Origin of the sequence: Pseudonocardia sp. ICBG1034 (genome assembly GCF_020131375.1) — a bacterium.
GTDB lineage: Bacteria > Actinomycetota > Actinomycetes > Mycobacteriales > Pseudonocardiaceae > Pseudonocardia > Pseudonocardia alni.
This window is the reverse complement of record NZ_JAHLEK010000023.1, coordinates 843,504-866,066: the sequence shown is the minus strand read 5'-3', so window position 1 is coordinate 866,066 and position 22,563 is coordinate 843,504. Positions and strand designations below refer to the sequence as shown.

General features: G+C 73.4%; 23 protein-coding genes, 1 tRNA gene and 1 riboswitch. Of the genes, 15 read left to right on the top strand and 9 right to left on the bottom strand.

All coding sequences use genetic code 11. The annotated features are described in order from the left end of the window. Positions 1-59 precede the first annotated feature (59 nt). Both KPF22_RS28510 and KPF22_RS28505 read right to left on the bottom strand, forming a co-directional pair. Entirely contained in the window at positions 60-1,118 is a 1,059-nt protein-coding gene (locus KPF22_RS28510) for an NAD(P)-dependent oxidoreductase (protein ID WP_224403835.1), read from the bottom strand. Between the two features lie 11 nt (positions 1,119-1,129). Further along, positions 1,130-1,981: a nucleoside phosphorylase gene (locus KPF22_RS28505; protein ID WP_224403834.1), complete on the bottom strand. Its 852-nt coding sequence runs from the start codon at positions 1,979-1,981 to the stop codon at positions 1,130-1,132. A gap of 149 nt (positions 1,982-2,130) precedes the next feature. On the opposite strand from KPF22_RS28505, the gene KPF22_RS28500 reads away from it, so the two are divergent. After that, positions 2,131-3,477, top strand: coding sequence for an LCP family protein (locus KPF22_RS28500; protein ID WP_224403833.1), 1,347 nt, complete (start codon positions 2,131-2,133; stop codon positions 3,475-3,477). Between the two features lie 9 nt (positions 3,478-3,486). On the opposite strand, the gene KPF22_RS28495 is transcribed toward KPF22_RS28500, so the two are convergent. Continuing rightward, a complete protein-coding gene (locus tag KPF22_RS28495; RefSeq protein ID WP_224403832.1) occupies positions 3,487-4,440 on the bottom strand; it encodes a Ku protein in 954 nt (317 codons plus the stop codon). Positions 4,441-4,492: 52 nt separating this feature from the next. On the opposite strand from KPF22_RS28495, the gene ligD reads away from it, so the two are divergent. Beyond that, positions 4,493-5,407 (top strand): non-homologous end-joining DNA ligase, encoded by a 915-nt coding sequence (gene ligD / locus KPF22_RS28490; protein ID WP_083474475.1) that lies wholly within the window; start codon positions 4,493-4,495, stop codon positions 5,405-5,407. Between the two features lie 94 nt (positions 5,408-5,501). After that, positions 5,502-6,083, top strand: coding sequence for a putative glycolipid-binding domain-containing protein (locus KPF22_RS28485; protein ID WP_224403995.1), 582 nt, complete (start codon positions 5,502-5,504; stop codon positions 6,081-6,083). Here KPF22_RS28485 and KPF22_RS28480 read toward each other — a convergent pair. The 4 genes from KPF22_RS28480 to KPF22_RS28465 all read right to left on the bottom strand — a co-directional run bounded on the left by KPF22_RS28480 (position 6,080) and on the right by KPF22_RS28465 (position 10,405). Further along, complete coding sequence (locus KPF22_RS28480; RefSeq protein WP_224403831.1) at positions 6,080-7,024, bottom strand: prephenate dehydrogenase; 945 nt, start codon at positions 7,022-7,024, stop codon at positions 6,080-6,082. The genes KPF22_RS28485 and KPF22_RS28480 overlap by 4 nt on opposite strands. 130 nt (positions 7,025-7,154) lie before the next feature. Next, positions 7,155-7,718: a hypothetical protein gene (locus KPF22_RS28475; protein ID WP_224403830.1), complete on the bottom strand. Its 564-nt coding sequence runs from the start codon at positions 7,716-7,718 to the stop codon at positions 7,155-7,157. Beyond that, positions 7,715-9,013, bottom strand: a complete 1,299-nt coding sequence (locus tag KPF22_RS28470) for an amidase (protein WP_224403829.1) — start codon at positions 9,011-9,013, stop codon at positions 7,715-7,717. The genes KPF22_RS28475 and KPF22_RS28470 overlap by 4 nt, the downstream gene beginning before the upstream one ends. A 42-nt stretch (positions 9,014-9,055) precedes the next feature. Then, a complete protein-coding gene (locus tag KPF22_RS28465) occupies positions 9,056-10,405 on the bottom strand; it encodes an MFS transporter (RefSeq protein ID WP_224403994.1) in 1,350 nt (449 codons plus the stop codon). A 380-nt stretch (positions 10,406-10,785) separates the two neighbouring features. Between KPF22_RS28465 and KPF22_RS28460 the strand changes: the two genes are divergently transcribed. Continuing rightward, a complete protein-coding gene (locus KPF22_RS28460; RefSeq protein WP_224403828.1) occupies positions 10,786-10,935 on the top strand; it encodes a hypothetical protein in 150 nt (49 codons plus the stop codon). A 55-nt stretch (positions 10,936-10,990) separates the two neighbouring features. Here KPF22_RS28460 and KPF22_RS28455 read toward each other — a convergent pair whose 3' ends face one another. Then, entirely contained in the window at positions 10,991-12,202 is a 1,212-nt protein-coding gene (locus tag KPF22_RS28455) for a M20 family metallopeptidase (RefSeq protein ID WP_224403827.1), read from the bottom strand. Positions 12,203-12,311: 109 nt separating this feature from the next. On the opposite strand from KPF22_RS28455, the gene KPF22_RS28450 reads away from it, so the two are divergent. The 10 genes from KPF22_RS28450 to KPF22_RS28405 all read left to right on the top strand — a co-directional run bounded on the left by KPF22_RS28450 (position 12,312) and on the right by KPF22_RS28405 (position 21,330). Continuing rightward, complete coding sequence (locus KPF22_RS28450) at positions 12,312-12,827, top strand: tRNA adenosine deaminase-associated protein (protein WP_174525539.1); 516 nt, start codon at positions 12,312-12,314, stop codon at positions 12,825-12,827. A 1-nt stretch (position 12,828) separates the two neighbouring features. Further along, on the top strand, positions 12,829-13,302 hold the full coding sequence (locus KPF22_RS28445; protein WP_208826060.1) for a nucleoside deaminase: 474 nt from the start codon (positions 12,829-12,831) through the stop codon (positions 13,300-13,302). Positions 13,303-13,323: 21 nt separating this feature from the next. Further along, a tRNA-Ser gene (locus KPF22_RS28440) sits at positions 13,324-13,408 on the top strand. A gap of 124 nt (positions 13,409-13,532) precedes the next feature. After that, positions 13,533-14,156 (top strand): maleylpyruvate isomerase family mycothiol-dependent enzyme, encoded by a 624-nt coding sequence (locus KPF22_RS28435; protein WP_224403826.1) that lies wholly within the window; start codon positions 13,533-13,535, stop codon positions 14,154-14,156. Between the two features lie 112 nt (positions 14,157-14,268). After that, positions 14,269-14,652 carry a hypothetical protein gene (locus KPF22_RS28430; RefSeq protein ID WP_224403825.1) on the top strand — a complete coding sequence of 128 codons (384 nt, stop codon included), beginning with the start codon at positions 14,269-14,271 and terminating at the stop codon, positions 14,650-14,652. 250 nt (positions 14,653-14,902) lie between these two features. Beyond that, a complete protein-coding gene (locus KPF22_RS28425; RefSeq protein WP_224403824.1) occupies positions 14,903-17,227 on the top strand; it encodes a molybdopterin cofactor-binding domain-containing protein in 2,325 nt (774 codons plus the stop codon). A gap of 10 nt (positions 17,228-17,237) precedes the next feature. Next, the gene (locus tag KPF22_RS28420; protein ID WP_224403823.1) at positions 17,238-17,708 is read left to right on the top strand and encodes a (2Fe-2S)-binding protein; all 471 of its coding nucleotides are present in this window, start codon (positions 17,238-17,240) and stop codon (positions 17,706-17,708) included. 386 nt (positions 17,709-18,094) lie between these two features. Beyond that, complete coding sequence (locus KPF22_RS28415; RefSeq protein ID WP_224403822.1) at positions 18,095-20,446, top strand: molybdopterin cofactor-binding domain-containing protein; 2,352 nt, start codon at positions 18,095-18,097, stop codon at positions 20,444-20,446. Between the two features lie 10 nt (positions 20,447-20,456). Beyond that, positions 20,457-20,927, top strand: a complete 471-nt coding sequence (locus KPF22_RS28410; protein WP_073575739.1) for a (2Fe-2S)-binding protein — start codon at positions 20,457-20,459, stop codon at positions 20,925-20,927. Positions 20,928-21,012: 85 nt separating this feature from the next. Next, positions 21,013-21,330, top strand: coding sequence for a hypothetical protein (locus KPF22_RS28405; protein ID WP_224403821.1), 318 nt, complete (start codon positions 21,013-21,015; stop codon positions 21,328-21,330). Positions 21,331-21,394: 64 nt separating this feature from the next. Here KPF22_RS28405 and KPF22_RS28400 read toward each other — a convergent pair whose 3' ends face one another. After that, positions 21,395-21,709: a multidrug efflux SMR transporter gene (locus KPF22_RS28400; RefSeq protein ID WP_060713653.1), complete on the bottom strand. Its 315-nt coding sequence runs from the start codon at positions 21,707-21,709 to the stop codon at positions 21,395-21,397. A gap of 19 nt (positions 21,710-21,728) precedes the next feature. After that, positions 21,729-21,795: riboswitch (guanidine-III (ykkC-III) riboswitch) on the bottom strand. Positions 21,796-21,919: 124 nt separating this feature from the next. Here KPF22_RS28400 and KPF22_RS28395 point away from each other — a divergent pair. Further along, positions 21,920-22,558 (top strand): LysE family translocator, encoded by a 639-nt coding sequence (locus tag KPF22_RS28395; RefSeq protein ID WP_224403820.1) that lies wholly within the window; start codon positions 21,920-21,922, stop codon positions 22,556-22,558. The last annotated feature ends 5 nt before the right edge of the window (positions 22,559-22,563 follow it).

Genomic DNA, 22,563 nt, shown 5'->3' with positions numbered 1-22,563 from the left:
CGCCGGTCCGCCGCCCGCCGAATGCGGGAGGGTCCCGCGAGAGGTTCGAACGGCGCCCCTCAGCGGTTCGTGGTGATCGGTGAACGGAGCGGGTCGGTCGCGAACGCCGTCACCCCGTCGGTGAAGGTGGTCCGGGCGCGGAAGCCCAGCCGGGCCGCCGCGTAGGCCGGATCGGCGACGACGTGGCGCACGTCGCCGGGCCGGGCGCCGCCGACGATCTCGGGCTCGGGTCCGTCCATCGCGCGGGCCAGCTCGGCGGCGAGGTCGCCGATGGTGTGCGGCTCGCCGGAGCAGACGTTCGCGGCGCCGAAGCCGGTCGGCTCCGGGTCGGCGACGAGTGCGGCGGCGTTGGCGGCCGCGACGTCGGTGACGTGCACGAAGTCCCGGCGCTGCCGGCCGTCCTCCATCACCCGCGGTGCCTCACCGCGCTCCAGCGAGGACCGGAAGATCGACGCGACGCCCGCGTACGGGGTATCGCGGGGCATCCGCGGGCCGTAGACGTTGTGGTAGCGCAGCGACCACACCGTCCCGCCGGTCTGGCGGGCCCAGGCGCTCGCGAGGTGCTCCTGGGCGAGCTTGGTGGCGGCGTAGGTGCTGCGCGGGTCGACCGGCGCGGACTCCGGGACGAGGCCGGACTCGAGGTCCTTGCCGCACTCCGGGCAGCGGGGCTCGTAGCGGCCGGCGTCGATGTCGTCGAGCGCACGCGGCCCGGGCCGGACGACGCCGTGGTCGGGGCAGTCGTAGCGGCCCTCCCCGTAGACGACCATCGACCCGGCCAGCACGAGCCGGTCCACCTTCGCGGCGTGCATCTGCGCCAGCAGCACCGCGGTGCCGAGGTCGTTGTGGGAGGCGTAGTCGGGGGCGTCGGCGGGGGAGACACCGTGCCCGACCATGGCGGCCTGGTGGCAGACCGCGTCCACCCCCGGCAGGAGCCGGGACAGGGTGTCGGCGTCGCGCACGTCGCCGCGGACCAGCTCGTGGTCCAGCTCCGGTGCCTCGCCGCCGTGCGCCTGCGGCAGCAGCGCGTCGAGCAGGACGACCTCGTGGCCGTCCGCGACGAAGCGGTCGGCGACGTGGGACCCGATGAATCCGGCACCGCCGGTGACGAGGACGCGCATGCCCGCAGACGCTAGGGCGTACCGGTCCCGCGCGCCCACCGCCCGTCCCCCTCCGCGGCGCCGGCCGGGTCGTCGCGCGGTCCGGCCCCGGGGCCGCGGCTCCCGTCCCAGGCCTCGGCCGCGGCCAGCGCCAGGCCGAACAGCCCCGCCCGGGCCTCGCGGGCACTGGTCCAGCCACGGTGCTCCCACTCCGGCCCGGCGAGCGAGTCCGCGGCGAGGAACACCTGGCCGTAGCCGACCCCGATCCGGCGCGCGGCCGCGACCAGCGCGGACGCCTCCATGTCGACCACCGCGCAGCCCTCGTCGCGGCGCCGCGCGACCCGCGCCGGGGTCTCCCGGAACACGGCGTCGGTGGTCCAGCACCGTCCGACGACGTGCGGCACCCCGGCGCCGTCGAGCACCCGGACCACCGCGTCGACGCCGTCCGGGTCGGCGTCGATCGTCCGCGACGGCGGCTGGTAGTGGAACGAGGTGCCCTCGTCGCGCAGCGCGCTGCCCAGGACGACGGCGTGCCCCAGCGTCAGCTCGTGCCGCAGCGCCCCGGCCCCGCCGACCCCGACGACGGTGCGGACGCCCAGCGCCGCGAGGTGCTCCAGGAACATCGCCGCCAGCGGCGCGCCGACGCCGGGGTGCAGCACCGCGACCGGTGTCCCGCCGGGCCCGGTCGTGCGCCACACCGGGCTGCGGCCGAGCTCGCTGCGCAGCACGGTCACCGTCTCGGAGCGGGTCCCGAGGTCCTCGACGACCTCGGGGAACCAGCACAGCACCGCCGCGGCCGGCATGTCCGGGCGGAGCGGGGTGATCGCCGACGCCCGGATCACGCCCTCGGCGTCCAGGTCGTCCTCGTGCAGGGGGAGGTCCATCGTCGACGATCATCCCCCGCGCACCCGGCCGGGTGGAACACCGCAGGTGGGCGGGGTGACCCTCTCGCCCGGCGTCCCGGGGACGACGGCGCGCAGTATCGTCGGCCACGGATGCCCAGGATCCGGGCCGATCGGAGGGTGGCACAGGCATGGCCGGAGACTTCCGCGGCCCGCCCCCCGCGGGCGGGCGTCCGCCGCAGGGCGAGCCGCCGCGCGGCGGCCGTCCCGCGCGGCCCGGCAGCCCCGGCTGGACGAACCAGCCCCGCAACCCGCTTCCCGGACACGGTGGCCGTCCGCTCCCGCCGCCGTCCCCGCCGCAGCAGCCGCCCGGGACCCCGCCGTCGCGCGGGGGCCACGGACCGCTGCGCAAGCCGCCGCCCGGCCGTGCCGCCGGGGCGCCGCCACCGACCCGGGCCGCCGCGCCGCCGCGTGGTCCGGTCATGCCGCGTCCCGCCGGTGCCGGTTCCGGAGCCGGGGGAGCGGGGGCCGGGGTGCATCCCGCGTCGCAGGCCCCCCGCGACGGCCGGGTCACCCGCGGCCCGTCGATGCCGGACTGGCGCCGCGTCCGCCGTGCCACCCGCGGGCGCTGGAAGGCCGTGCTGATCCTGCTGCTGGTCGCGTTCGTCGGGTTCGGCGTCTACCTCGACCAGAACATGACCCGGGTGCAGGCACTGCCCGCGGACTCCCAGGCGTCGTCGTCGGGGACGAACTACCTGATCGTGGGTTCGGACAGCCGCGAGGGCCTCTCCGCCGAGGACGAGGAACGGCTCGCCACCGGCGACGCGGCGGGCCAGCGCACCGACACGATCATGCTGCTGCACACGGGCAGCTCCGGCAGCGTGCTCGTCTCCATCCCGCGCGACTCGTACCTCCCGATCCCCGGGAACGGCAGCAACAAGGTCAACGCGGCGTTCGCGTTCGGCGGCCCGGAGCTGCTCGTCGAGACCGTCGAGGCCGCGACCGGCCTGCGCATCGACCACTACGTCGAGGTCGGCTTCGGCGGGTTCGTCGGCGCGGTCGACGCGGTCGGCGGGGTGGACATGTGCGTCCCCGGCGCCATCGACGACCCGAAGGCGGGCCTCGACATCCAGGCGGGCTGTCAGGAGCTCGACGGCACGACGGCGCTCGGCTACGTCCGCACCCGCGCGACGCCCGGCTCGGACTTCGACCGCGTCCAGCGCCAGCGCGAGTTCCTCTCCGCGCTGCTCGGCAAGGCCACCAGCCCGCTCACGCTGATCAACCCGTTCCGGATGGTCCCGCTGGCGTCCGCGGTGACCGGCACGATCACCGTCGACGACTCCGACCACATCTGGAACCTCGCCGGCCTGGCCTGGGGGATGAAGGGCGTCTCCGGCGGCGACGGCGTGCAGACGACCGTCCCGATCGGGGGCAGCGCGGGCGGGTCGAACCTGCGCTGGGACCGCACCCGGGCCCAGGCGCTGTTCGGCGCCCTGCAGAACGACCAGGCGCCGCCGGAGTCCAGCTTCGGGCCCTGAGGGCGCCGGTCAGGCGGTCTTCTTCGTCGACCGCCGACGTGTGGTGGCCGGCTTCGCGGGCTTCGCGTCGTCGGTGCCGGTCTCGGCGTCCTTCTCCTCGGTCTTCTTCGTCCGGGAGGACGACCGCCGGGCCGGGGTCTTCTTCTCCGCCGACCCGGACCCCGACCCGGAGTCCGACTTCGTCGACCGGGCCGCGTCCACACTGGCCTGCAGCGCCGACAGCAGGTCGCTCATCGAGTCCCCGCCGTCGTCGGCGGCCTCCGCGGCGGGCGCCGGGCGGGCGTCGCCGTCGGAGCGCTTCGCCTCGATGAGGTCGGCCATCGCGTCGCGGTACTCGTCGTGGAACTCCGACGGGTCGAAGTCCGCGCCCATGCTCTCGACCAGCGACGACGCCATCTTCAGTTCCTGCGGCTTGAGGTCGACCTCGTTGTCCAGGATGTCGAAGTCCGGCTCGCGGATCTCGTCCTGCCAGATGAGGGTCTGCAGCACGATCGCCTTGCCGCGCACCCGCAGCAGCGCGACGGTCTCGCGCTGGCGCAGCGCCACCTTCACCACGGCGGTGCGGTCGGTCTCCTCGAGTGCCTCGCGCAGCAGCGCGTAGGGCTTGGCGGCCTTGGTCTCCGGCTCGAGGTAGTAGCTCTTGTCGAACAGCATCGGGTCGATCTGGTCGTTCGGCACGAACTCGATGACGTCGATCTCGTGCCCCGTCCGCACGGGCAGCGACGCGAGGTCGGAGTCGTCGAGGGTGATCAGCTCGCCGTCGGGGGTCTCGAAGCCCTTCACGATGTCGGCGTAGGTGACCTCCTCGCCGCACACCTCGCAGGTCCGCTTGTAGCGGATGCGGCCGCCGTCCTCACCGTGCACCTGGTGGAACCGGACGTCGTGGTTGGACGTCGCCGAATAGACCTTGATCGGCACGCTGACCAGCCCGAAGGACACGGCCCCGCTCCAGATCGCGCGCATGCGGTTCCCCCTCGCGTGCCGTCCGAAGTGACAGCATGACGGTGTGCAGCCCATGCTCGCCACCCCCGGACCCCTGCCGACCGGGGCCGGCTGGTCGTTCGAGGTCAAGTGGGACGGCATGCGCGTGCTGGCCGAGGTCACCGACGGCGGTGGCGAGCCGGCACTGCGCCTGCGTACCCGTTCCGGCCGCGATGTCACCGCGAACTTCCCCGAACTCGCCGGTCTGGTGGACCTGGCCCCCGACGTGCTCCTCGACGGCGAGGTGGTGCTGCTCGACGGTGGTGTCCCCAGCTTCGCCGCGCTCGCCCACCGGATCCACGGCCCCGCGGGCGGCCGCCCGGTCACGTTCATGGTGTTCGACGTGCTGCGTCTCTACGGGGTGCCGCTGCTCGACCGTCCGCTGGCCGAGCGCCGGGCCACCCTGGAACGGCTCGACCTGTCCGCGACCCCGCACGTCGAGACCTCGCCGCTCTACCCGGACGGGGCCGCCCTGCTGGAGGTGACGGCGTCGCGGGGGCTGGAGGGCGTCGTCGCCAAGCGGGCGGACTCGCGGTACCGGCCGGGCCGGCGCAGCCCGGACTGGGTGAAGATCGCCCACCGGCACTCGCAGTCCTGTGTGGTGGGCGGCTGGAGACCCGAGAGGTCCGGTGGTGCGGGGCGGATCGGGGCGCTGCTGCTCGGCGTCCCCGGGCCGGACGGGCTGGAGTTCGCCGGCCGGGTCGGGTCCGGGCTGGCCGGGGCGGCGGTGCAGGAGCTGCTCACCGCCCGGCTGACCGGGGCACCGGAGTCGCCGTTCGCGCAGGTCCTGCCCCGGGTCGACGCCGCGGGCGCACGCTGGTGCTCCCCGACGGTCGTCGCCGAGGTCGCCCACCTCGGGTGGACGGCGGCCGGCCGGCTGCGGCAGCCGGTCTTCCGCGGGATCCGCGACGACGTCGACGCCGCCGACGTCCGCCGGGAACCCCGCTGAGGACGCCCGATCATCACCCGTTCGCGTGGTCCGCGCGGCGGTGTGGTTCGGTGTGCCCGACATCGACGACCCGGAGGTGACGCGCGTGGCGGTCATGCTGACCTGGCGGTCCGACCCCGAGACCGACGGCGCCGCGGGCATGGAGTCGGCGCGCATCACGACCAACGGCGGCGGGTTCCGTGCCGTCGGCCGGATCATCCGCGGCGGGGAGGGCGGGGTGCTCACCGCGTCCTACCGGCTCGTCGTCGCCGGCGACGGGACGCTGTCGCGGCTCGCCGTCGACGTCGCCACCGCCGAGGGGGAGCAGCAGCTCACGCTGTCGCGCAGCACCGACGGCGTCTGGCTGGTCGACGACGGCTCCGGCGGCAGCCGCGGCCACTTCGGCGGCGCCCGCGACGTCGACCTCGCCTTCAGCCCGGTGTTCAACGCGCTCCCGGTCCGGCGCCTCGCCCTGCACCGTGAGCCCGCCGAGCACGTGCTGCCGATGCTGTTCGTCGACCTCCCGACACTGACCGTCGAGAACACCGAGCAGACCTACCGCACCGTGACGGCCGGGTCGCCCGGCACGCCCGCGGTCGTCGGCTTCGCCGCGGGTTCGTTCGCCGCCGACATGACCGTCGACGACGACGGCTTCGTCCTCGACTACCCCGGCATCGCGTCCCGGGTGACGCTCTAGCGCTTCACCGGCTCGACGACGTCGCCGCGGCGGCCGAGTTCGCGCAGCTCGGCGAACACGTCCGGCGCGCCGAGGTCGACCGGCACCTCCAGCGGCTCGCGGGTCGAGGCCCACCGCATCCGCGCCTCGTGCCCGGAGCGGACGGTCGCGGCCAGCCCACCGGTGGAGGCCAGCGCCCCGCGCATCGCGCCGAGCCTGCCCAGGGCGTCGTCGACGGCGGCGAGCAGCGCGCCCCGGTTGCCCTCGCACATCGCCAGGACCAGCTCGGGCCGGGTCCCGGCGACCCGGGTGCCGTCGGCGAACGAGCTCGCGGAGAGGGCGAGGGCGAGGTCGTCGCCCTGCTCACCGGCGCCGACGGAGGCGAGCACCGCGGCGAACAGGTGCGGCAGGTGCGAGATCCGGGCGACGGCGACGTCGTGCTCGTCGACGGCCGCGGGCACCACCCGGGACCCGCAGTCCCAGGCCAGCTCGGCGACGTCGCGCCACACCTCGACGTCGAGGCCGTCGTCGGCGGCGACCACCCAGGCGGCGCCGGCGAACAGGTCCGCGGACCCGGCGGGCCAGCCGGACTCGGCGGTGCCGGCCATCGGGTGCCCGCCGACGAACCGGGTGCGCGGTGCGAACTGGGCGACCGCGTCGGCGACCGGCACCTTCACGCTCACCGCGTCGGTGAGCCGGCAGGTGGGGGCGACCGCGTCGACGCGGCGCAGCACCGCCTCCAGCGCGGTCAGCGGGACGCACACGACGACCAGCGCATCGGCCTCGGCGGCCCGGGCCAGCGCGGCGTCGGTGTCGGTGGTGACGTCGAACCCGTCGGCGACGGCGGCAGCCGCGGTGGGCTCGGACGCGGCGGTGCCCCACACCTCACGACCGGCGCGGGCCGCGGCCCGCAGCAGCGACCCGCCGATCAGTCCGGTCCCCAGCACGCACACCGCTCGCATGCGTCACGAGGGTAGAGACCGCGGTTCCCGGCCCCGCGCGGACTCCGCTCGTCGCACCGCCCGACCCGGTGATCACCGGTTGTGGAGCGCAGAGGCACGGACAGCGCACTCCGGACCCCACAACCGGTGATCATGGTCCGGCGAGCAGCGCGGCCCCGCGGGGGGAGAGCCGGTAGCCGACCTCCAGGCTCTCGGTCAGGCCCAGCTCCTTGAGCGCGCGGACGTCGCGTTTGAACGCCGGGGTGTCCCGCCCGGCCCGCTCCGCGAGCTCGGCGGCCCGTACCCCGGGCAGCTCGGCGACCAGCCGCAGCGTCGGCCGGGTCCAGGGCCCCCGGCGCGACCGGCGGTCCATCCGGTCGAGGGTCGCGACGACGTCGTCGAGGTCCCCGGTCGCGTCCCGCAGCGACTCCCGCGGGTCGGCCCCGGCGAAGCGCAGCCCGATGCGGAACACCGGGTCGGACCGCGTTCCGCGGAACGCGCGGCGCACCCGGTCGGCGGAGGGCTCGCCCGCGGCGCGGGCGTCGTCGTCGGTGATGCGGTCCGGGTCCACCTCGTCGACGGCGACGACCTCGACCACCCCGGCGGCGGTGCGCAGCGTCGAGCCCACGGCCACCCGCGACCGCGCCCAGCGGCGGTACACGCGGTCGACCTCGCCCGCGGCGACCCCGCGTGCCACCGCCACCGGGAGGATCACCGCAACGCCCTCTCCAGCGCCCGCGCCAGCCCCAGCAGCACGTCCTCCCCGACGGTGACCCCCACCAGCTGCACCCCCGCGGGCAGCCCCGGCACCGGGACCGGCAGCGCGACGACGGGCCGGTCGAGCAGGTTGAACGGCGAGGTCAGCTGCAGCATCGACGGCAGCACCGGCACCCCGTCGTGCTCGGTCGCGCCGATCGGTGTGGCCCGCAGCCGGGTGGTGGGGCAGAGCAGCACGTCGCAGGAGGCCCCGAGCCGGTCGAGCAGGGCGCGCCCGACCCGGCGGCGCTCGCGCCGGGCGTCGACGTACAGGTGCGCCGGCGCCTCCGCGTGCGGGGCGAGCCGGGCGGCCGTCGCGGGCTGGTACTCGTCGCGGCGCTCGGCGAACCAGCGCCGGTGGGTCGCGTAGGCCTCCGCGCCGGTGATCACCGGGTAGGTGGCGGCGAGCTCGGCCACGCCGGGGGTGTCCTGGGCGGCGACGGGTGCGCCGAGCGCGGTGAGCGCGTCCGCCGCGGCCCGGACGGCGTCGGCGATCACCGGGTCGTGCGGACGCCACCAGTCGTCGTCGGCGACGCCGATCCGGGGCAGCACCGCCGCGGCCGACGCGCCGGGCTCCCCGAGCGCGGTGCGTGCGACGGCGAGCGAGGCGGCGTCGGCGGCCAGCAGCCCGACCGTGTCGAACGACTCGGCGAGCGGGAACACCCGCTCGCCCGGGATGGCCCCGCGCCGCGGCTTCAGCCCGGCGACGCCGCACAGTGCGGCCGGGGTGCGCACGCTCGCCCCGGTGTCGGTCCCGACGGCCAGCGCGAGGTGCCCGGCGGCGACGGCCGCGGCGGACCCGGACGACGAGCCGCCCGTGATCCGGGCCGGGTCGTGCGGGTTGCGGGCCGCGCCGGTGGCGGCGACGTCGCCGGTGGGGCCGTAGGCGAACTCGTGGGTGTGGAGCTTCGCGACGACCACGGCCCCCGCGGCCCGCAGCATCGTCACCACCGGTGCGTCGGCGGTCGCGGGGGCGGCGTCGGCCAGCAGCCGCGAGCCGCACCGGGTCGGCAGCCCGGTGACGTCGACCAGGTCCTTGATCCCGACGGCGACGCCGTGCAGCGGGCCCAGCCGTCGTCCCGCGGCGGACAGCGCGGTCAGCTCGGCGGCGCGCTCGCGGGCGCGGTCGGCGTCGAGGGCGACCACGCAGTTCGTGGTGTCGGACCCGAGCCGGGACAGCACGTCGTCGACATGCTCGGAGGGGGAGAGCTCCCCGGAGTCGAGGGCCCGCAACAGATCGGGGAGCGGCAGCACGCGCTCAGCGTGCCGTCGCTCCCCGACTCCGACAACCGGTGGTCAGCGCGCGGCGGACATCGTCGCCGCGATCTCGCGCGCCTCCTCCGCCGACCCCGCCGACGGCTGCGAGTCCCGCAGCGGCCGGTTCGCCGTCTCGGGGAGGAACAGCAGCGTCACGACGCCGATGACCCCCGCCGCGATCAGGTAGTACCCGGGCCACAGCAGGTCGCCCGTGGACAGGACGAGCGCCGACATCACCAGCGACACGGTCCCGGCGAACGCCGACACGAAGATGTTGAACGCGATCGACAGTCCGCCGTAGCGGATCTGTGTCGGGAACAGCGCGGGCAGCGTCGACGGCCCGGTGGCCGAGAAGCAGATCAGCAGCAGCCCCATGACCAGCAGGCCGAGGAACACCGCGGGCACCGACCCGTTCTGCATCAGCAGGATCATCGGGATGCCGAGCACGATCAGCCCGCCCGCACCGACCCACATGATCGGCTTGCGCCCGGTGCGGTCGGAGAGCCGCCCGAGCAGCGGGATGATGAACACCGCCAGCCACAGCACCGCGATCTGCAGCCACGACGACGTCGTGGAGTCGATCGAGGTGCCGCCGTGCTGGTCGACCGTGGTCTCCAGGTAGGTCGGCATGTAGCTGGTCAGCATGTAGTTCGTGACGTTCCAGGCGACGACGACGCCACCGACCATGACGAAGGTCGGCAGGTACTTCGTGAAGATCAGCTTGAGACCGTCCTTCACCTGGGTGCCCTCGCGCTCCTCGGACTCCGAGAGCAGGGTCTGGAAGGCCGGGGTCTCCTCCAGCTTGACCCGCAGGTACACCCCGACGATGCCCAGCGGCAGCGCGACGAAGAACGGGATCCGCCAGCCCCAGCTCGACATGGACTCGGAGCTGAGGACCAGCGGCAGCACCGAGGCGATGGTGGCGCCGAGTGCGTAGCCGACGAACGTGCCGAGCTCCAGGAAGCTGCCGAAGTACCCGCGACGACGGTCGGGGGCGTACTCGGCGATGAAGGTCATGGCGCCGGCGTACTCACCGCCGGTGGAGAAGCCCTGCAGGACGCGGGCGGCGACGAGCAGGATCGGCGCGGCCAGCCCGATCGAGGCGTAGGACGGGATGAGACCGATCAGGAACGTGCCCAGCGCCATCAGGATGACCGTGATCGACAGGACCTTGGTCCGGCCGATGCGGTCGCCCAGCGGACCGAAGAACAGCCCGCCCAGCGGACGGAAGAAGAACGCGATCGCGAACGTCGCGAACACCGCCACCTGGGACAGCGGCCCGGGTGGGAAGAATTCGGCCTCGATGGTCGTGGCCAGATAACCGTAGACACCGAAGTCGAACCATTCGGTGATATTGCCGACCGCGGCCGCCGCAACAGCGCGCCGCATGGTCGCGGGATCGGTGACGGTGACGCCGTCGACCGTCCCCTCTGCTGTGTCGTCCACGCGTTCCCCCTGGCGACAGTGCACGCCACGGATGAAGCTTTCGTCGGGAAACTGTCGATCCGTGTCGTTCTGTCCGTTTCGTTGAATAGTTCTTCCCGACGTTAACGAGACGTCGCCCCCGGTGCCGGATGAGGCACCGATGTGTCTGTGAGCGGAGTCATTCGATTCGGTGGTTCCGCAGGCGGGACAGCGCTTTTCCGACGTGGGACCGTGGTCGGCGGGCGCAGGTAGCGCCCGTGGGACTCGCAAGCGTCGCGACTCCGCCCGGGTCATCCGGACCCGGTCACCGGACCCGGCGCGTGCCCGTGTGAGGAGGAGCCGTCATGGCTGTGTCGAACGCCGTCTTCCTGTCGATCATCGCGAGCACGGGGGTGGGCCTGGCGGTCACCTCCGCGCTGGCCGCCTACGCCCAGCGCACTTGGAAGGGCTACGGCCGCTTGGCCCCGGCCGAGCAGGTCGAGGAGACCGTCTGAGCGTCCGCGTCCACGGCGCCGCGTCCCCGTCCGGGGGTGCGGCGCCGTCGCGCGTTCAACCCGTCGCGGCCAGGGCGAGTCCCGCGTACACGGCGACCCCCGCCGGGAACGCGGCCTCGTCGAACACCACCCGGTTCGAGTGGTTCGGCGGGGCGAGGGCCGGGTCGACCGACGGCGGCCGCGCCCCCAGGAACGCCAGCGAGCCCGGCACCCGGTCCAGCACGTAGGAGAAGTCCTCCGACCCCATCAGCGGGTCCGGCATCGCCACGCAGGCGCCGCGGCCGAGCACCTTCTCCGCGACGCGCACCAGCGCGGCGGTCGCGCGGTCGTCGTTGCGGGTGACGGGGTAGCCCGGGACGATCTCGGCCTCGGCCGTGCAGCCGTAGGCCAGCGCGGTGTGTCGGCAGTGCTCGGTGACCGCCCGGTGCAGCAGCGTGCGCACCGGCTGCGACAGCGTCCGCAGTGTCCCGGTCAGCTCCGCGGTCTCCGGGATGACGTTGTCGGTGGTGCCCGCCTCGATCCGGGACACCGTGAGGACCGCGGACTCCTGCGGCCCGACCCGGCGGGTCAGCAGGGTTTGCAGGCCGCCGACCATCGCCGCGGCGGCCGGGACCGGGTCGCAAACGTCCTGCGGGGCCGAGGCGTGCCCGCCGCGGCCGGTCACCCGGACCCGCAGCACGTCCGCGGCCGCCATGATCGGGCCCGGCCGGTGGTGGAGCTGCCCCGTCGGCACCGTCGAGGTGATGTGCAGGGCGTAGGCCAGCTCGGGGTCCTCGTCCAGCACGCCCTCGTCGATCATGTGCCGGGCGCCGTGGAACCCCTCCTCGCCCGGCTGGAACATGAACACCACCCGGCCGGCGATCCGGTCCCGCCGGTCCGCGAGCAGGCGCGCGGCCGAGGCGAGCATGGCGGCGTGGGTGTCGTGCCCGCAGGCGTGCATGACGCCGTCGGTGCCCGAGGCGAAGTCCAGTCCGCTGTCCTCGGGCAGCGGCAGCGCGTCCATGTCGCCCCGCAGGAGCACCGTCGGTCCGGGACGGTCGCCGTCGAGGACGGCGGTCACCGAGGTGCAGGACCCGCCCGTGCGGATCCGCAGCGGCAGCCCGTTGAGGGCCCGCAGGACCGCGTCCCGGGTGCGGGGCAGGTGCAGTCCGAGCTCCGGTGCCCGGTGCAGCTCCCGGCGCAGCGCGACCGTCCGCGGCTGCAGGACGCGGGCGGCCTCGAGCAGGCCGCCGGGGAGCCCCGCGACCGAGGCGGGCGTGATGGGCATGGACCGATCGTCGCTGACCGGAGCCCGTCCGGCGCCCGCGGGCCCGGTGTGACCACGCGTACCTGGTCGTGGCGTGACTCACAGCCCCGGAGCGACGTACCGTTGGTGCGTGGCCACACAGAGCGTCGAGGCAGCCCCGGACACCCGGGGCGCCGCCCTGCCCGGATTCGCGGTCGCCGCGATCCGGGAGGAGGGCCGTTGGCGCTGTGTCCGGCTGGACTCCGAAGCGCTCGTGGATCTCGACGCGGCGATCACCGCGTTGCGCGCGCAGCGCTCCACCGGTGCGGTGCTCGGCCTCCTCGACGTCGACGACGAGTTCTTCGTCCTCCTCCGCCCGTCCGCGGGCGGGGTGCGGCTGCTGATCTCCGACGCCGTCGCCGCGCTGGACTACGACATCGCGGCGGACGTGCTCGACCTGCTCCGCGTCGAGCTCCCCCCGGACGACGACGCCCTCGACGACGCCTGGCCGGAGGGCGACCTCGGCATCCTGGCCGACCTCGGCCTGCCCGCCGACGAGCTGGAGATCCTCGTCTCCGACCTCGAGCTGTACCCCGACGAGCAGCTGGACACCATCGCCCGCCGCTGCGGGTTCGCCGCCGCGCTGGACGAGCTCGTCGGCTCCTGAGTTGTTCCGCCCGGCCGATCGGCTCGCGCTGGGCCGTGCCCTCGACGTCGCGCGCGACGCCGAGGCGACCGGGGACGTCCCGATCGGCGCGGTCGTGTTCGCCGCCGACGGCACCGAGCTCGCCGCGGCCTGCAACGCCCGTGAGGCCACCGGTGACCCGACCGCGCACGCCGAGGTGCTCGCCCTGCGCGCCGCCGCGGCCGTCGTGGGGGAGTGGCGGCTGACCGGGACGACCCTCGCCGTCACCGTCGAACCGTGCACGATGTGCGCCGGCGCGATCGGGCTGGCCCGGGTCGAGCGCGTCGTGTTCGGGGCGTGGGAGCCCAAGACCGGTGCCGCGGGCTCGCTGTGGGACGTGCTGCGCGACCGGCGGCTCGCGCACCGGCCCGAGGTCGTCGGCGGGGTCCGCGCAGGTGAGGCGGCCGCCCTGATGCGCGAGTTCTTCGGCCGGACCCCGTGCGCCGACCGCGACTGAGCTTCTTGTAGCCTTGTCGGCGGTAGCGTGTCCGAGCGGCCGAAGGAGCGCGCCTCGAAAGCGCGTGAGGTTCACGCCTCCGTGGGTTCAAATCCCACCGCTACCGCTGGTCAGAGGGCCGGATCCCCGAGTCGGGGGTCCGGCCCTCTGTCGTCGGGCCGATGAGTCCACGGCCGCCGGGCGGTCCCCAGGAGCAGCCGACCATCCGCGCGACGCCCGGGAGGACCACCGTGACCGAGGTCTGGAAGCTCGTCCACTCCGAGCGCGCGGCGCTCGTCGCCGACCTGCGGGACGTGTCCGGCGACCGGTGGGACACCCCGTCGCTCTGTCCCGGGTGGACCGTCCACGACGTGCTGGCCCACCTCGTCGACACCGCCCGGACGACCCGGGGCCGGTTCGTCGTCGGCATGCTGCGGGCGCGCATGGACTTCGACCGGCAGAACGAGCACGGGATCGCCCGCGCACGCGGTGCGACGCCGGCGGAGACCCTGCGCCGGTTCGCGGAGTGCGTGCCGATGACCGCCACACCGCCGGCCCCACTCGCGACCCGGCTGGTCGAGATGGTCGTGCACGGGGAGGACGTCCGTCGTCCACTCGGGATCGTCCGGACCTACGCCCCCGCGGCGGTGGCCGGCGCGCTCGCGCTGCAGGTCCGGACCTCCACCTCGTTCGGGGGTGCCCGCGAGACCGTCGCCGGCCTCCGCCTGTCGGCCACCGACACCGGCCTGGTGGTCGGCAGCGGCCCCGAGGTGCGGGGGACCGCGCTGGCCCTGCTCCTCGCGGTCTCGGGCCGGCCGCCGGGGGACGACGCGCTCACCGGTCCCGGGGCGGAGGCACTCGCGCGGGCGGGGTGAGCGCGTCCCGTCTCCGACCGTGGTCCGACGCCGTGGATCATTCCCGGCTCCGATGTGGCCGACTCCCGTCCGGCGCGACAGTGGGTGCACACCCCGACACGAGGAGCTGGAGATGACCACGATGACCACACCGCACGACCACGCGACCCCGGAGCCCGCCCGCCCCGGCGACCCGGACGCCTACCCCGTCCTCACCGTCCTGATGCTGATGCTCGGCGGCTTCGTGCTGCCCGTCGTCGGCTGGCTCGCCGGTGTCGTGATGCTGTGGACCGGTCGCTCCTGGACGGTCGGGGAGAAGTGGCTCGGCACCCTGGTGTGGCCGGGGATCGTGGCCGTCCCGGCGCTGGTGCTGGTCGCCGGCCTCGTGGCGACCCCGGAGCCGGGTGCCGGGCACTGGGCGATCGTCGTCGCCGGGATCGTCGGTGTCCTGGGTGCGCTGGTCGTCCTGCCCTGGACCTTCGTGAAGCTGCTGCGCGCCGGCCGGCGTACCCACTGAAGTTGGTAGTGACGCTCGCTCGAACAGGTGAACGGAATATCCGGCGCACAACCTCCTGATTCGGACCTGTGAGACACAACGTATCCGCATCTGCGGATACGTTCTCGCCGATCGTCGGCGGTGTGCGGATCTCGCCCGGTTCCGTGCGTCACAGCGCCGAGCGCATCACGACCACTGCCCCCTCGTTCCGCTCTCCAACGGACTCCGCCGGCCGCTCCCCCCGGGCCACGGAGCGAAGGAGAGGACAACGATGTCTGCCCCGACACGTGCACGCACCGAACGCCGCGATGTCAGCCGTCGCCGATTCCTCGGCTACCTGGTCGCCGCCCCCACCCTCGTCGTCGCGGCGGAGGTCGGCCGCCAGCAGCTGTTCGCCCCGCCGGGGGCCTCGGCCGCCGCGATCCCGTCGCCGCCCCAGGTGGCCGACGCCTACGACCTGCTCGACGCCATCCGCGACTCCTCCCGGCCGACCTCGGCCCTGATCCGGGTGGAGGTGAACCGGGACGGCACGGTGTCGTTCCAGCTCCCGCGGTCGGACAACGGGCAGGGGATCATCACCTCGACCGCGATGATCATCGCCGAGGAGATGGACCTCGACCCGGACCAGGTGACGGTCACGCTGGCCGACTCGCGTCCGGAGCTGGTCTTCAACCAGCTCACCGGCGGCTCCAGCACGACGTTCTCGACCTACACCCCGATCCGGGTCGCCGCGGCGATCGCGAAGGGCCGGCTGCTCGATGCGGCCGCCGCCCTCCTCCAGCAGGACGTGGGCACCCTCACCAGCCGCGCCGGGCTCATCACCGGTGCCGGGGGCAGCGCGATCCCGTTCGGGGAGCTCACCGAGGCCGCGGCCGTCGACGCCACCCGCTCGGTGGAGGTGGTGCTCAAGCCGCGCGAGGAGTTCACGGTCATCGGGACCGACCGGCGCAACGCGCAGGCCCGCGACATCGTCACCGGCCGCAAGCAGTTCATCGCCGACATGAGGATCCCCGACGCGCTGCCGACGGTGATCTGCCGCGGCCCGAACCTGAACTGCGCCCCGGTCTCGGTCGCCAACGCCGACGAGGTGCGCTCCATGCCGGGCGTCACCGACGTCGTCGAGTGCGCGACCGGCGTCGCCGTGCGGGCACACACCTACGGTCAGGCCGTCGACGGTGTGAACGCGCTGCGCGTGCGCTGGGACGCGGGCACCGTCGAGGGCGAGAACGACGAGTCCGTGCTGCAGAAGGTGCGGGCGGCCGAGCTGCCGCTGGCGGTCCCGTCGGTGCCGGGGGAGACGGTCGAGGGCGACTTCACCTTCTACTTCCGCAGCAGCTCGGCGCTGGAGACCAACACCGCGATCGCCGACGTCCGGGACGGCCGCTGCGAGATCTGGACCTCGCTGAAGATCCCGATCACCGTGCAGCACGACATCGCCGAGCAGCTCGGGCTGCCGGTCAACGCGGTCACCATCCACATCGTCCCGGGCGGCGGCTCGTTCGGCCGTCGTCTCTTCGGTGACGCGGCCAAGGAGGCCGCCGAGATCTCCCAGAAGCTCGGCAAGCCGGTCAAGCTGATCTGGTCGCGCGCCGACGACTCCCGCCAGGGCCGGGTGCACCCGATGGCGACCTCCCGGATCCGGGCGGTCGTCGCCGGCGAGTCCGTCGTCAGCTTCGAGCAGCGGCACACCGGTGTCAGCTGCGACTTCGGGCACGGCTTCGGTGACGCCGTCACCGCGGCCGCCGCGAAGGCACCGCTGGGCCAGGTCTCGGTCGCGGAGGCGATCTGGGAGCTGACCCAGGCCACGCCCTACGACTTCGGCGCCCAGACCCGGGTGCTCAACGAGGTCGACATGCGGTTCAACACCGGCTCGATGCGTAACGTGTACTCGCCCGACGTCTGCACCGCCCGGGACCTGATCGTCGACCGCATCGCGGAGAAGATGGGCAAGGACTCCTACGAGTTCCGCCGCGAGTTCCTCCGCAACGACGCGATGCGCGCCGTGCTCGACAAGGTCGCCGAGGAGGGCGACTGGGGCCGGTCGATGCCCGACGGCACGGCGCAGGGGATCGGGTTCCACGTCGAGTACAAGGGCTTCGCCGCCTGCCTGGTCGAGATCGACTGCCGCCCGCAGACCGTGGACCGCAAGGTCCGCCAGGCGCGGACCGGGCCGCGGGTGACCAAGGCGGTCTTCGCCGTCGACGGCGGTCTGGTCATCAACCCGCTCGGCTTCAAGGCCCAGATCATGGGCGGGATCAACGACGCGATCGCGATGACGCTGACCGCGGGCCTGCATCTGGTCGACGGTCATTTCGTCGAGGCGAGCTGGGACAACTACTTCTACACCCGGCAGTGGAACACCCCGCTCGACCTGCAGGTCCACCTGGTCGACAACGGGCGGCCGGAGCCCGGTGGAGCCGGCGAGTTCGGCGTCGCCCCGACCTGCGGGGCGATCGCGAACGCCTACGCGCGCGCCACCGGCCGGGTGCCGGACCACTTCCCGATCCTGCACCACGAGCCGCTGCCGTTCGAGCCGTACCCGACCGTGCCGCCGATCCCGCCGTCGCCGACCAACGGCCTCGACTTCGTCCGCTGAGGAGCCCCCCATGTCTTCCCACACCTTCACGGTCAACGGCGAGAAGGTCACCGTCGACGTCGAGGACGACGTCCGGGTCCTGTGGGTCCTGCGGGACCTGCTGGGCGTGACGGGGCCGAAGTACGGCTGCGGGATCAACGTCTGCAAGGCCTGCACCAGCCACATCAACGGCAAGGCGTTCAACCCGTGCTCGGTGCCGGTGGGCGCCCTCTCGGAGTCGGACGAGATCACGACGATCGAGGGTCTGGCGAAGGGCGAGGAGTTGCACCCGATGCAGCAGGCCTGGATCGACAACGACGTCGCGCAGTGCGGGTACTGCCAGCCGGGTCAGATCATGGCGGCGGTCGACCTGGTCAAGCGGTGTGCGGCCGAGGGCCGTTCGATCGACGACGACGCCTTGGACGAGATCCGCAACATCTGCCGGTGCGGCACCTACAACCGCATCCGCGAGGCGATCAGGGCCGGCGCCGACGCCATGTGACGGCGCGCGCCCGCCGCACCGGGACCCCGGGCGGCGGGCGCGGGCCCCTTCGGTCGACACCCGGTCCCGGTTCGGGTGCTCTCCACCGGATCACCCGTACGAGTGGTCTGTTCGGCGGTAGCGCAACCCCATCCTGCGGAGTATGCGACGGCGAGTCATCCGCATCTGCGGGTAAGGGGACCCTGAATGTCAACTCGTTGACCTGCGAATCATTGGATCTCCGACAGTGTGACCAGCGGATTTCGCCCTACGCGTGCCGCGCGTACCGACGCGTATCCGTCGAATCAGGCACGTCGTTGATCGCCCGAATGCCCTGCAGCCGTCCCCGCTCCCCGCACCGGACGTCGCATCGGGCGCGCACCGCAGCACATTCCGAGAGGACAACGATGCCCGCTCACAGCGCCACCGCCCCCGAGCGCCCGGCGTCCGGAGACGACCGCAAGAACGTCAGCCGCCGGCGGTTCCTTGGCTACCTGGTCGCCGCCCCGACGCTGGTCGTCGCGGCCGAGATCGGGCGCCAGACCTACTTCCCCGGCGTCCCGCAGGCCAACGCGGCCGCGATCCCGTCGCCGCCCCTGCCGGCCGAGCTCTACGACCTCCTCGACGTCATCCGGGACTCCGCGCGCCCGACCGCGAACCTCATCCGCATCGAGGTCAACCGCGACGGCACCGTCTCGTTCGCGCTGCCGCGCTCGGACAACGGCCAGGGCATCATCACCTCGACGCAGATGATCATCGCCGAGGAGATGAACCTCGACCCCGACCAGGTGATCGTCACCCTGGCCGACGCCCGCCCGGAGCTGGTGTTCAACCAGCTCACCGGTGGCTCGACGACCACGTTCTCCACCTACACCCCGATCCGGGTCGCGGCGGCGCTCGCGCAGAAGCGGCTGCTCGACGCGGCCGCGAACGAGCTGCGCCAGGACGTGAACGTGCTGCGCAGCCGTCAGGGGCTCATCACCGGTAACAACGGCGAGCAGCTGCCCTTCGGCGAGCTCACCGAGCTGGCGTCCAGCTCGGTGAACGAGGCCGTCGACGTCGTCCTGAAGGACCGCGAGGAGTTCACCGTCATCGGGAAGCCGCGGACCAAGTCCGACGCGCGCGCCATGGTGACCGGGAAGAAGAAGTTCCTCGCCGACCTGCAGATCCCGGACGCGCTGCCGACCGTCATCTGCCGCGGCCCGAACCTGAACTCGGCCCCGCAGGGTGTCCGCAACATCGACGAGGTCCGGAACATGCCGGGCGTCACCGACGTCGAGCAGGTCCCGACCGGCGTGGCGGTCCGCGCGAAGACGTTCGGGCAGGCCGTGGACGCGGTCAACGCGCTGCGCGTCGACTGGGACGGCGGCACGGTCGAGGGCGAGAACGACGAGTCCGTGCTGGCGGCCCTGCGCCGGGGCGAGCTGCCGCTGGCCGTGCCCCAGGTGCCGGGCGAGACCGTCGAGGGCGACTTCACCTTCTACTTCCGCAGCAACTCCGCGCTGGAGACCAACTGCGCCATCGCCGACGTCCGCGACGGCTCGGCGGAGGTCTGGGGACCGTCCAAGTCGCCGATCGCCGCGCAGGCCGAGATCGCCAAGAAGCTCGGGATCGCGCAGAACGCGGTCACCGTGCACGTCACCGAGGGCGGCGGCTCGTTCGGGCGCCGGCTGTTCTTCGACGGCCTCGAGGAGGCCGCCGAGTGCTCGCAGGCGTTCGGCAAGCCGGTCAAGCTCATGTGGACCCGCGCCGACGACTCCCGCCAGGGGCGCACGCACCCGATGGCGACCACCCGGGTCCGGGCGCAGGTCTCCGGCGACGCGGTGTCCAGCTTCGAGATCCGCCACACCAGCGTCGCCACCGAGATCAACCCGGGTCTGTCCGAGGCGATCACCGCCGCGGCGAACAAGGCCCCGGGCGGCAACTACACGATCTCGCAGAGCATCTACGTGACCACCCAGACCAACCCGTACAACGTCGGTGTCGCGACCTCGCTGCTCAACGAGGTCGACATGCGCTTCAACACCTGCTCGATGCGCAACATCTACTCGCCCGACACGGCCACCGCGCGCGAGCTGATGATCGACCAGGTCGCGGCCAAGATGGGCAAGGACCCCTACGAGTTCCGGTCGGAGTACACCAAGCTGACCCGCTGGAAGGACGTCGTCGACCGGGCCGCCAAGGAGGCGGACTGGGGCAAGTCGATGCCGGAGGGCACCGCCCAGGGCATCGCGATGCACGTCGAGTACAAGGGCGTGGCCTGCGCCGTCGTCGAGCTCGACTGCCGCCCCGAGACGGTCAACCGGAAGATCCGTTCCGCCCGCACCGGGCCGCGCGTCACCAAGGTCACCTACGTCGTCGACGTGGGGCTGATCATCAACCCGCGTGGTCTCGAGGCCCAGATGATGGGCGGGATCAACGACGGCATCGCGATGACGCTGACCGCGGGCCTGCACCTGGTCGACGGTCACTTCGTCGAGGCGAGCTGGGACAACTACTTCTACACCCGGCAGTGGAACACCCCGCCGGAGATGAACATCATCGTCATCGAGGACTCCGAGGCCCCCGAGCCCGGCGGTGCCGGCGAGTTCGGCGTGGCGGCCACCTGCGGCGCGATCGCCTGCGCCTACGCCCGCGCCACCGGGAAGGTCCCGACCGAGTTCCCGATCCTGCACAACGAGCCGCTGCCGTTCGAGCCGTACCCGACCGTGCCGCCCGTCCCGCCGTCGCCGACCAACGGCCTCGACTTCGTCCGCTGAGGAGACTGACATGCCTTCCCACACCTTCACGGTCAACGGCGAGAAGGTCACCGTCGACGTCGAGGACGACGTCCGCGTGCTCTGGGTCCTGCGCGACCTGCTCGGGGTGACCGGTCCGAAGTACGGCTGCGGGATCAACGTCTGCAAGGCCTGCACCAGCCACATCAACGGCAAGGCGTTCAACCCCTGCTCGGTGCCGGTCGGCGCCATCTCCGAGTCCGACGAGATCACCACCATCGAGGGGATCGCGAAGGGCGAGGAGCTGCACCCGATGCAGCAGGCCTGGATCGACAACGACGTCGCCCAGTGCGGCTACTGCCAGCCCGGCCAGATCATGGCCGCCATCGACCTGGTCAAGCGGTGTGCGGCCGAGGGCCGCTCGATCGACGACGACGCCCTGGACGAGATCCGCAACATCTGCCGGTGCGGCACCTACAACCGCATCCGCGAGGCGATCAAGGCCGGCGCTGACAACATGTGACGTCCGTGCGGCGTGCTCCGCACGCCGCACAACGCTGGGCCGTTAGTGTGAACGGCCTGCTCCCCGCTACCGAAGGACGGATTCGATGAAGAACCGGATGCGACGCTCCCTGATCGCCGTCGGCGCGCTCGGCGCGGTGGCGTTCCCGCTGGCCGGGATCGCCGCCGCCGACACCGAGGACGGGCACGGCTACCCCAGCACCCAGAGCCCGACCCAGGGCGTGGACTCGGTGCTGGAGCTGACCGACACGTTCGGCTACAGCTTCCTCGACGCCGCGGACACCTTCTCGCCGACGAACCGTCCGGACGGCGTCAACGGAACCGACACCGAGTTCCCGCAGGCCGACCCGCGCTTCGTCGAGGGTCCGGCCGGCGGGCTGGTCAAGGACGGACCCTTCGAGTAAGGGGCTCCCGGACGGCGGGGCCGGCACTCCTCACGGGGTGCCGGCCCCGTCGTCGTACCGGGACTCAGTGCAGGACCTTCAGCCCCACCACACCGGCGACGATCGCGAGCAGGCACAACAGCCGCGCCGTCGTCGCCGGCTCGCCGAGGGCGGCCATGCCGTAGAGCGCGGTGCCGACCGCGCCGATGCCGACCCACACGGCGTACGCGGTGCCGACCGGCAGGTCGCGCAACGCCAGGGCCAGCCCGCCCATGCTCAGGGCCAGCGCGCCCGCGAACAGCAGCGACGGGCCGAGCCTGCTGAAGCCGCGGCTCTGCGACAGCGCCGCGGCCCACACCGTCTCCAGCACACCGGAGACCACGAGGTAGATCCATGCCATGACGAGCTCCTCCCGGAAGGATGCGTCGTCTTGGCGTTCCGGGTACGGCGCGTCTCGTCCGGGGAGCCGCCGGGTGGGCGGTCCGGTACCAGGATGGCGGACCGCCGGGCCCGGGTCGAGTGATGGTGACCGGTCGGACCGCCGCGCACCGCCCCGAGGCTGATCGGGAACGGGCTCGACACCGGAGGCCGGTCGGCGGACGCTTCCACCGTGGACCATCGACTCCTCGCGTTCGCCGCCGCAGCGGCGGTCGTCATCGTCGTCCCCGGACCCAGCGTCGTGTTCACCGTCGGCCGCGCGCTCGCGGCCGGCCGGTCCGCCGCGCTGGCGACGGTCGTCGGCAACGCCGTCGGCGTCTTCCTGCAGGTGGTCGCGGTGGCGGTGGGCCTCGGGCACCTCGTCGCACAGTCCGCCGCGGCGTTCACCGTCCTGAAACTGGTGGGTGCCGCCTATCTGGTGTACCTGGGGATCACGGCGTTCCGGCACCGGCACGACGTCGTCCGCGCGATGCAGCGCTCGGCCGGTGACGCCCGGCAGGTGGGTCCGGCCCGCAGCGTCGTCGACGGTCTGGTGGTCGGCGTGCTCAACCCCAAGTCCGTCGTCTTCTTCGTCGCGTTCCTGCCCCAGTTCGTCGACGCCCGCGGGCCGGTCGCCACGCAGATCCTGCTGCTGGGGGCGTTCTTCGTCGCCATCGGTCTGGTGCTCGACAGCGTGTGGGCCCTCGCCGCCGGATCGGCCCGGGCCTGGTTCGCGTCGTCGCCGAGGCGGATCGCGGCCGTCGGCGGTGCCGGTGGGCTCGCGATGATCGGGCTCGGCGTCGGGGTGGCGGCGACGGGGTCGTCGCAGTAGTCGGC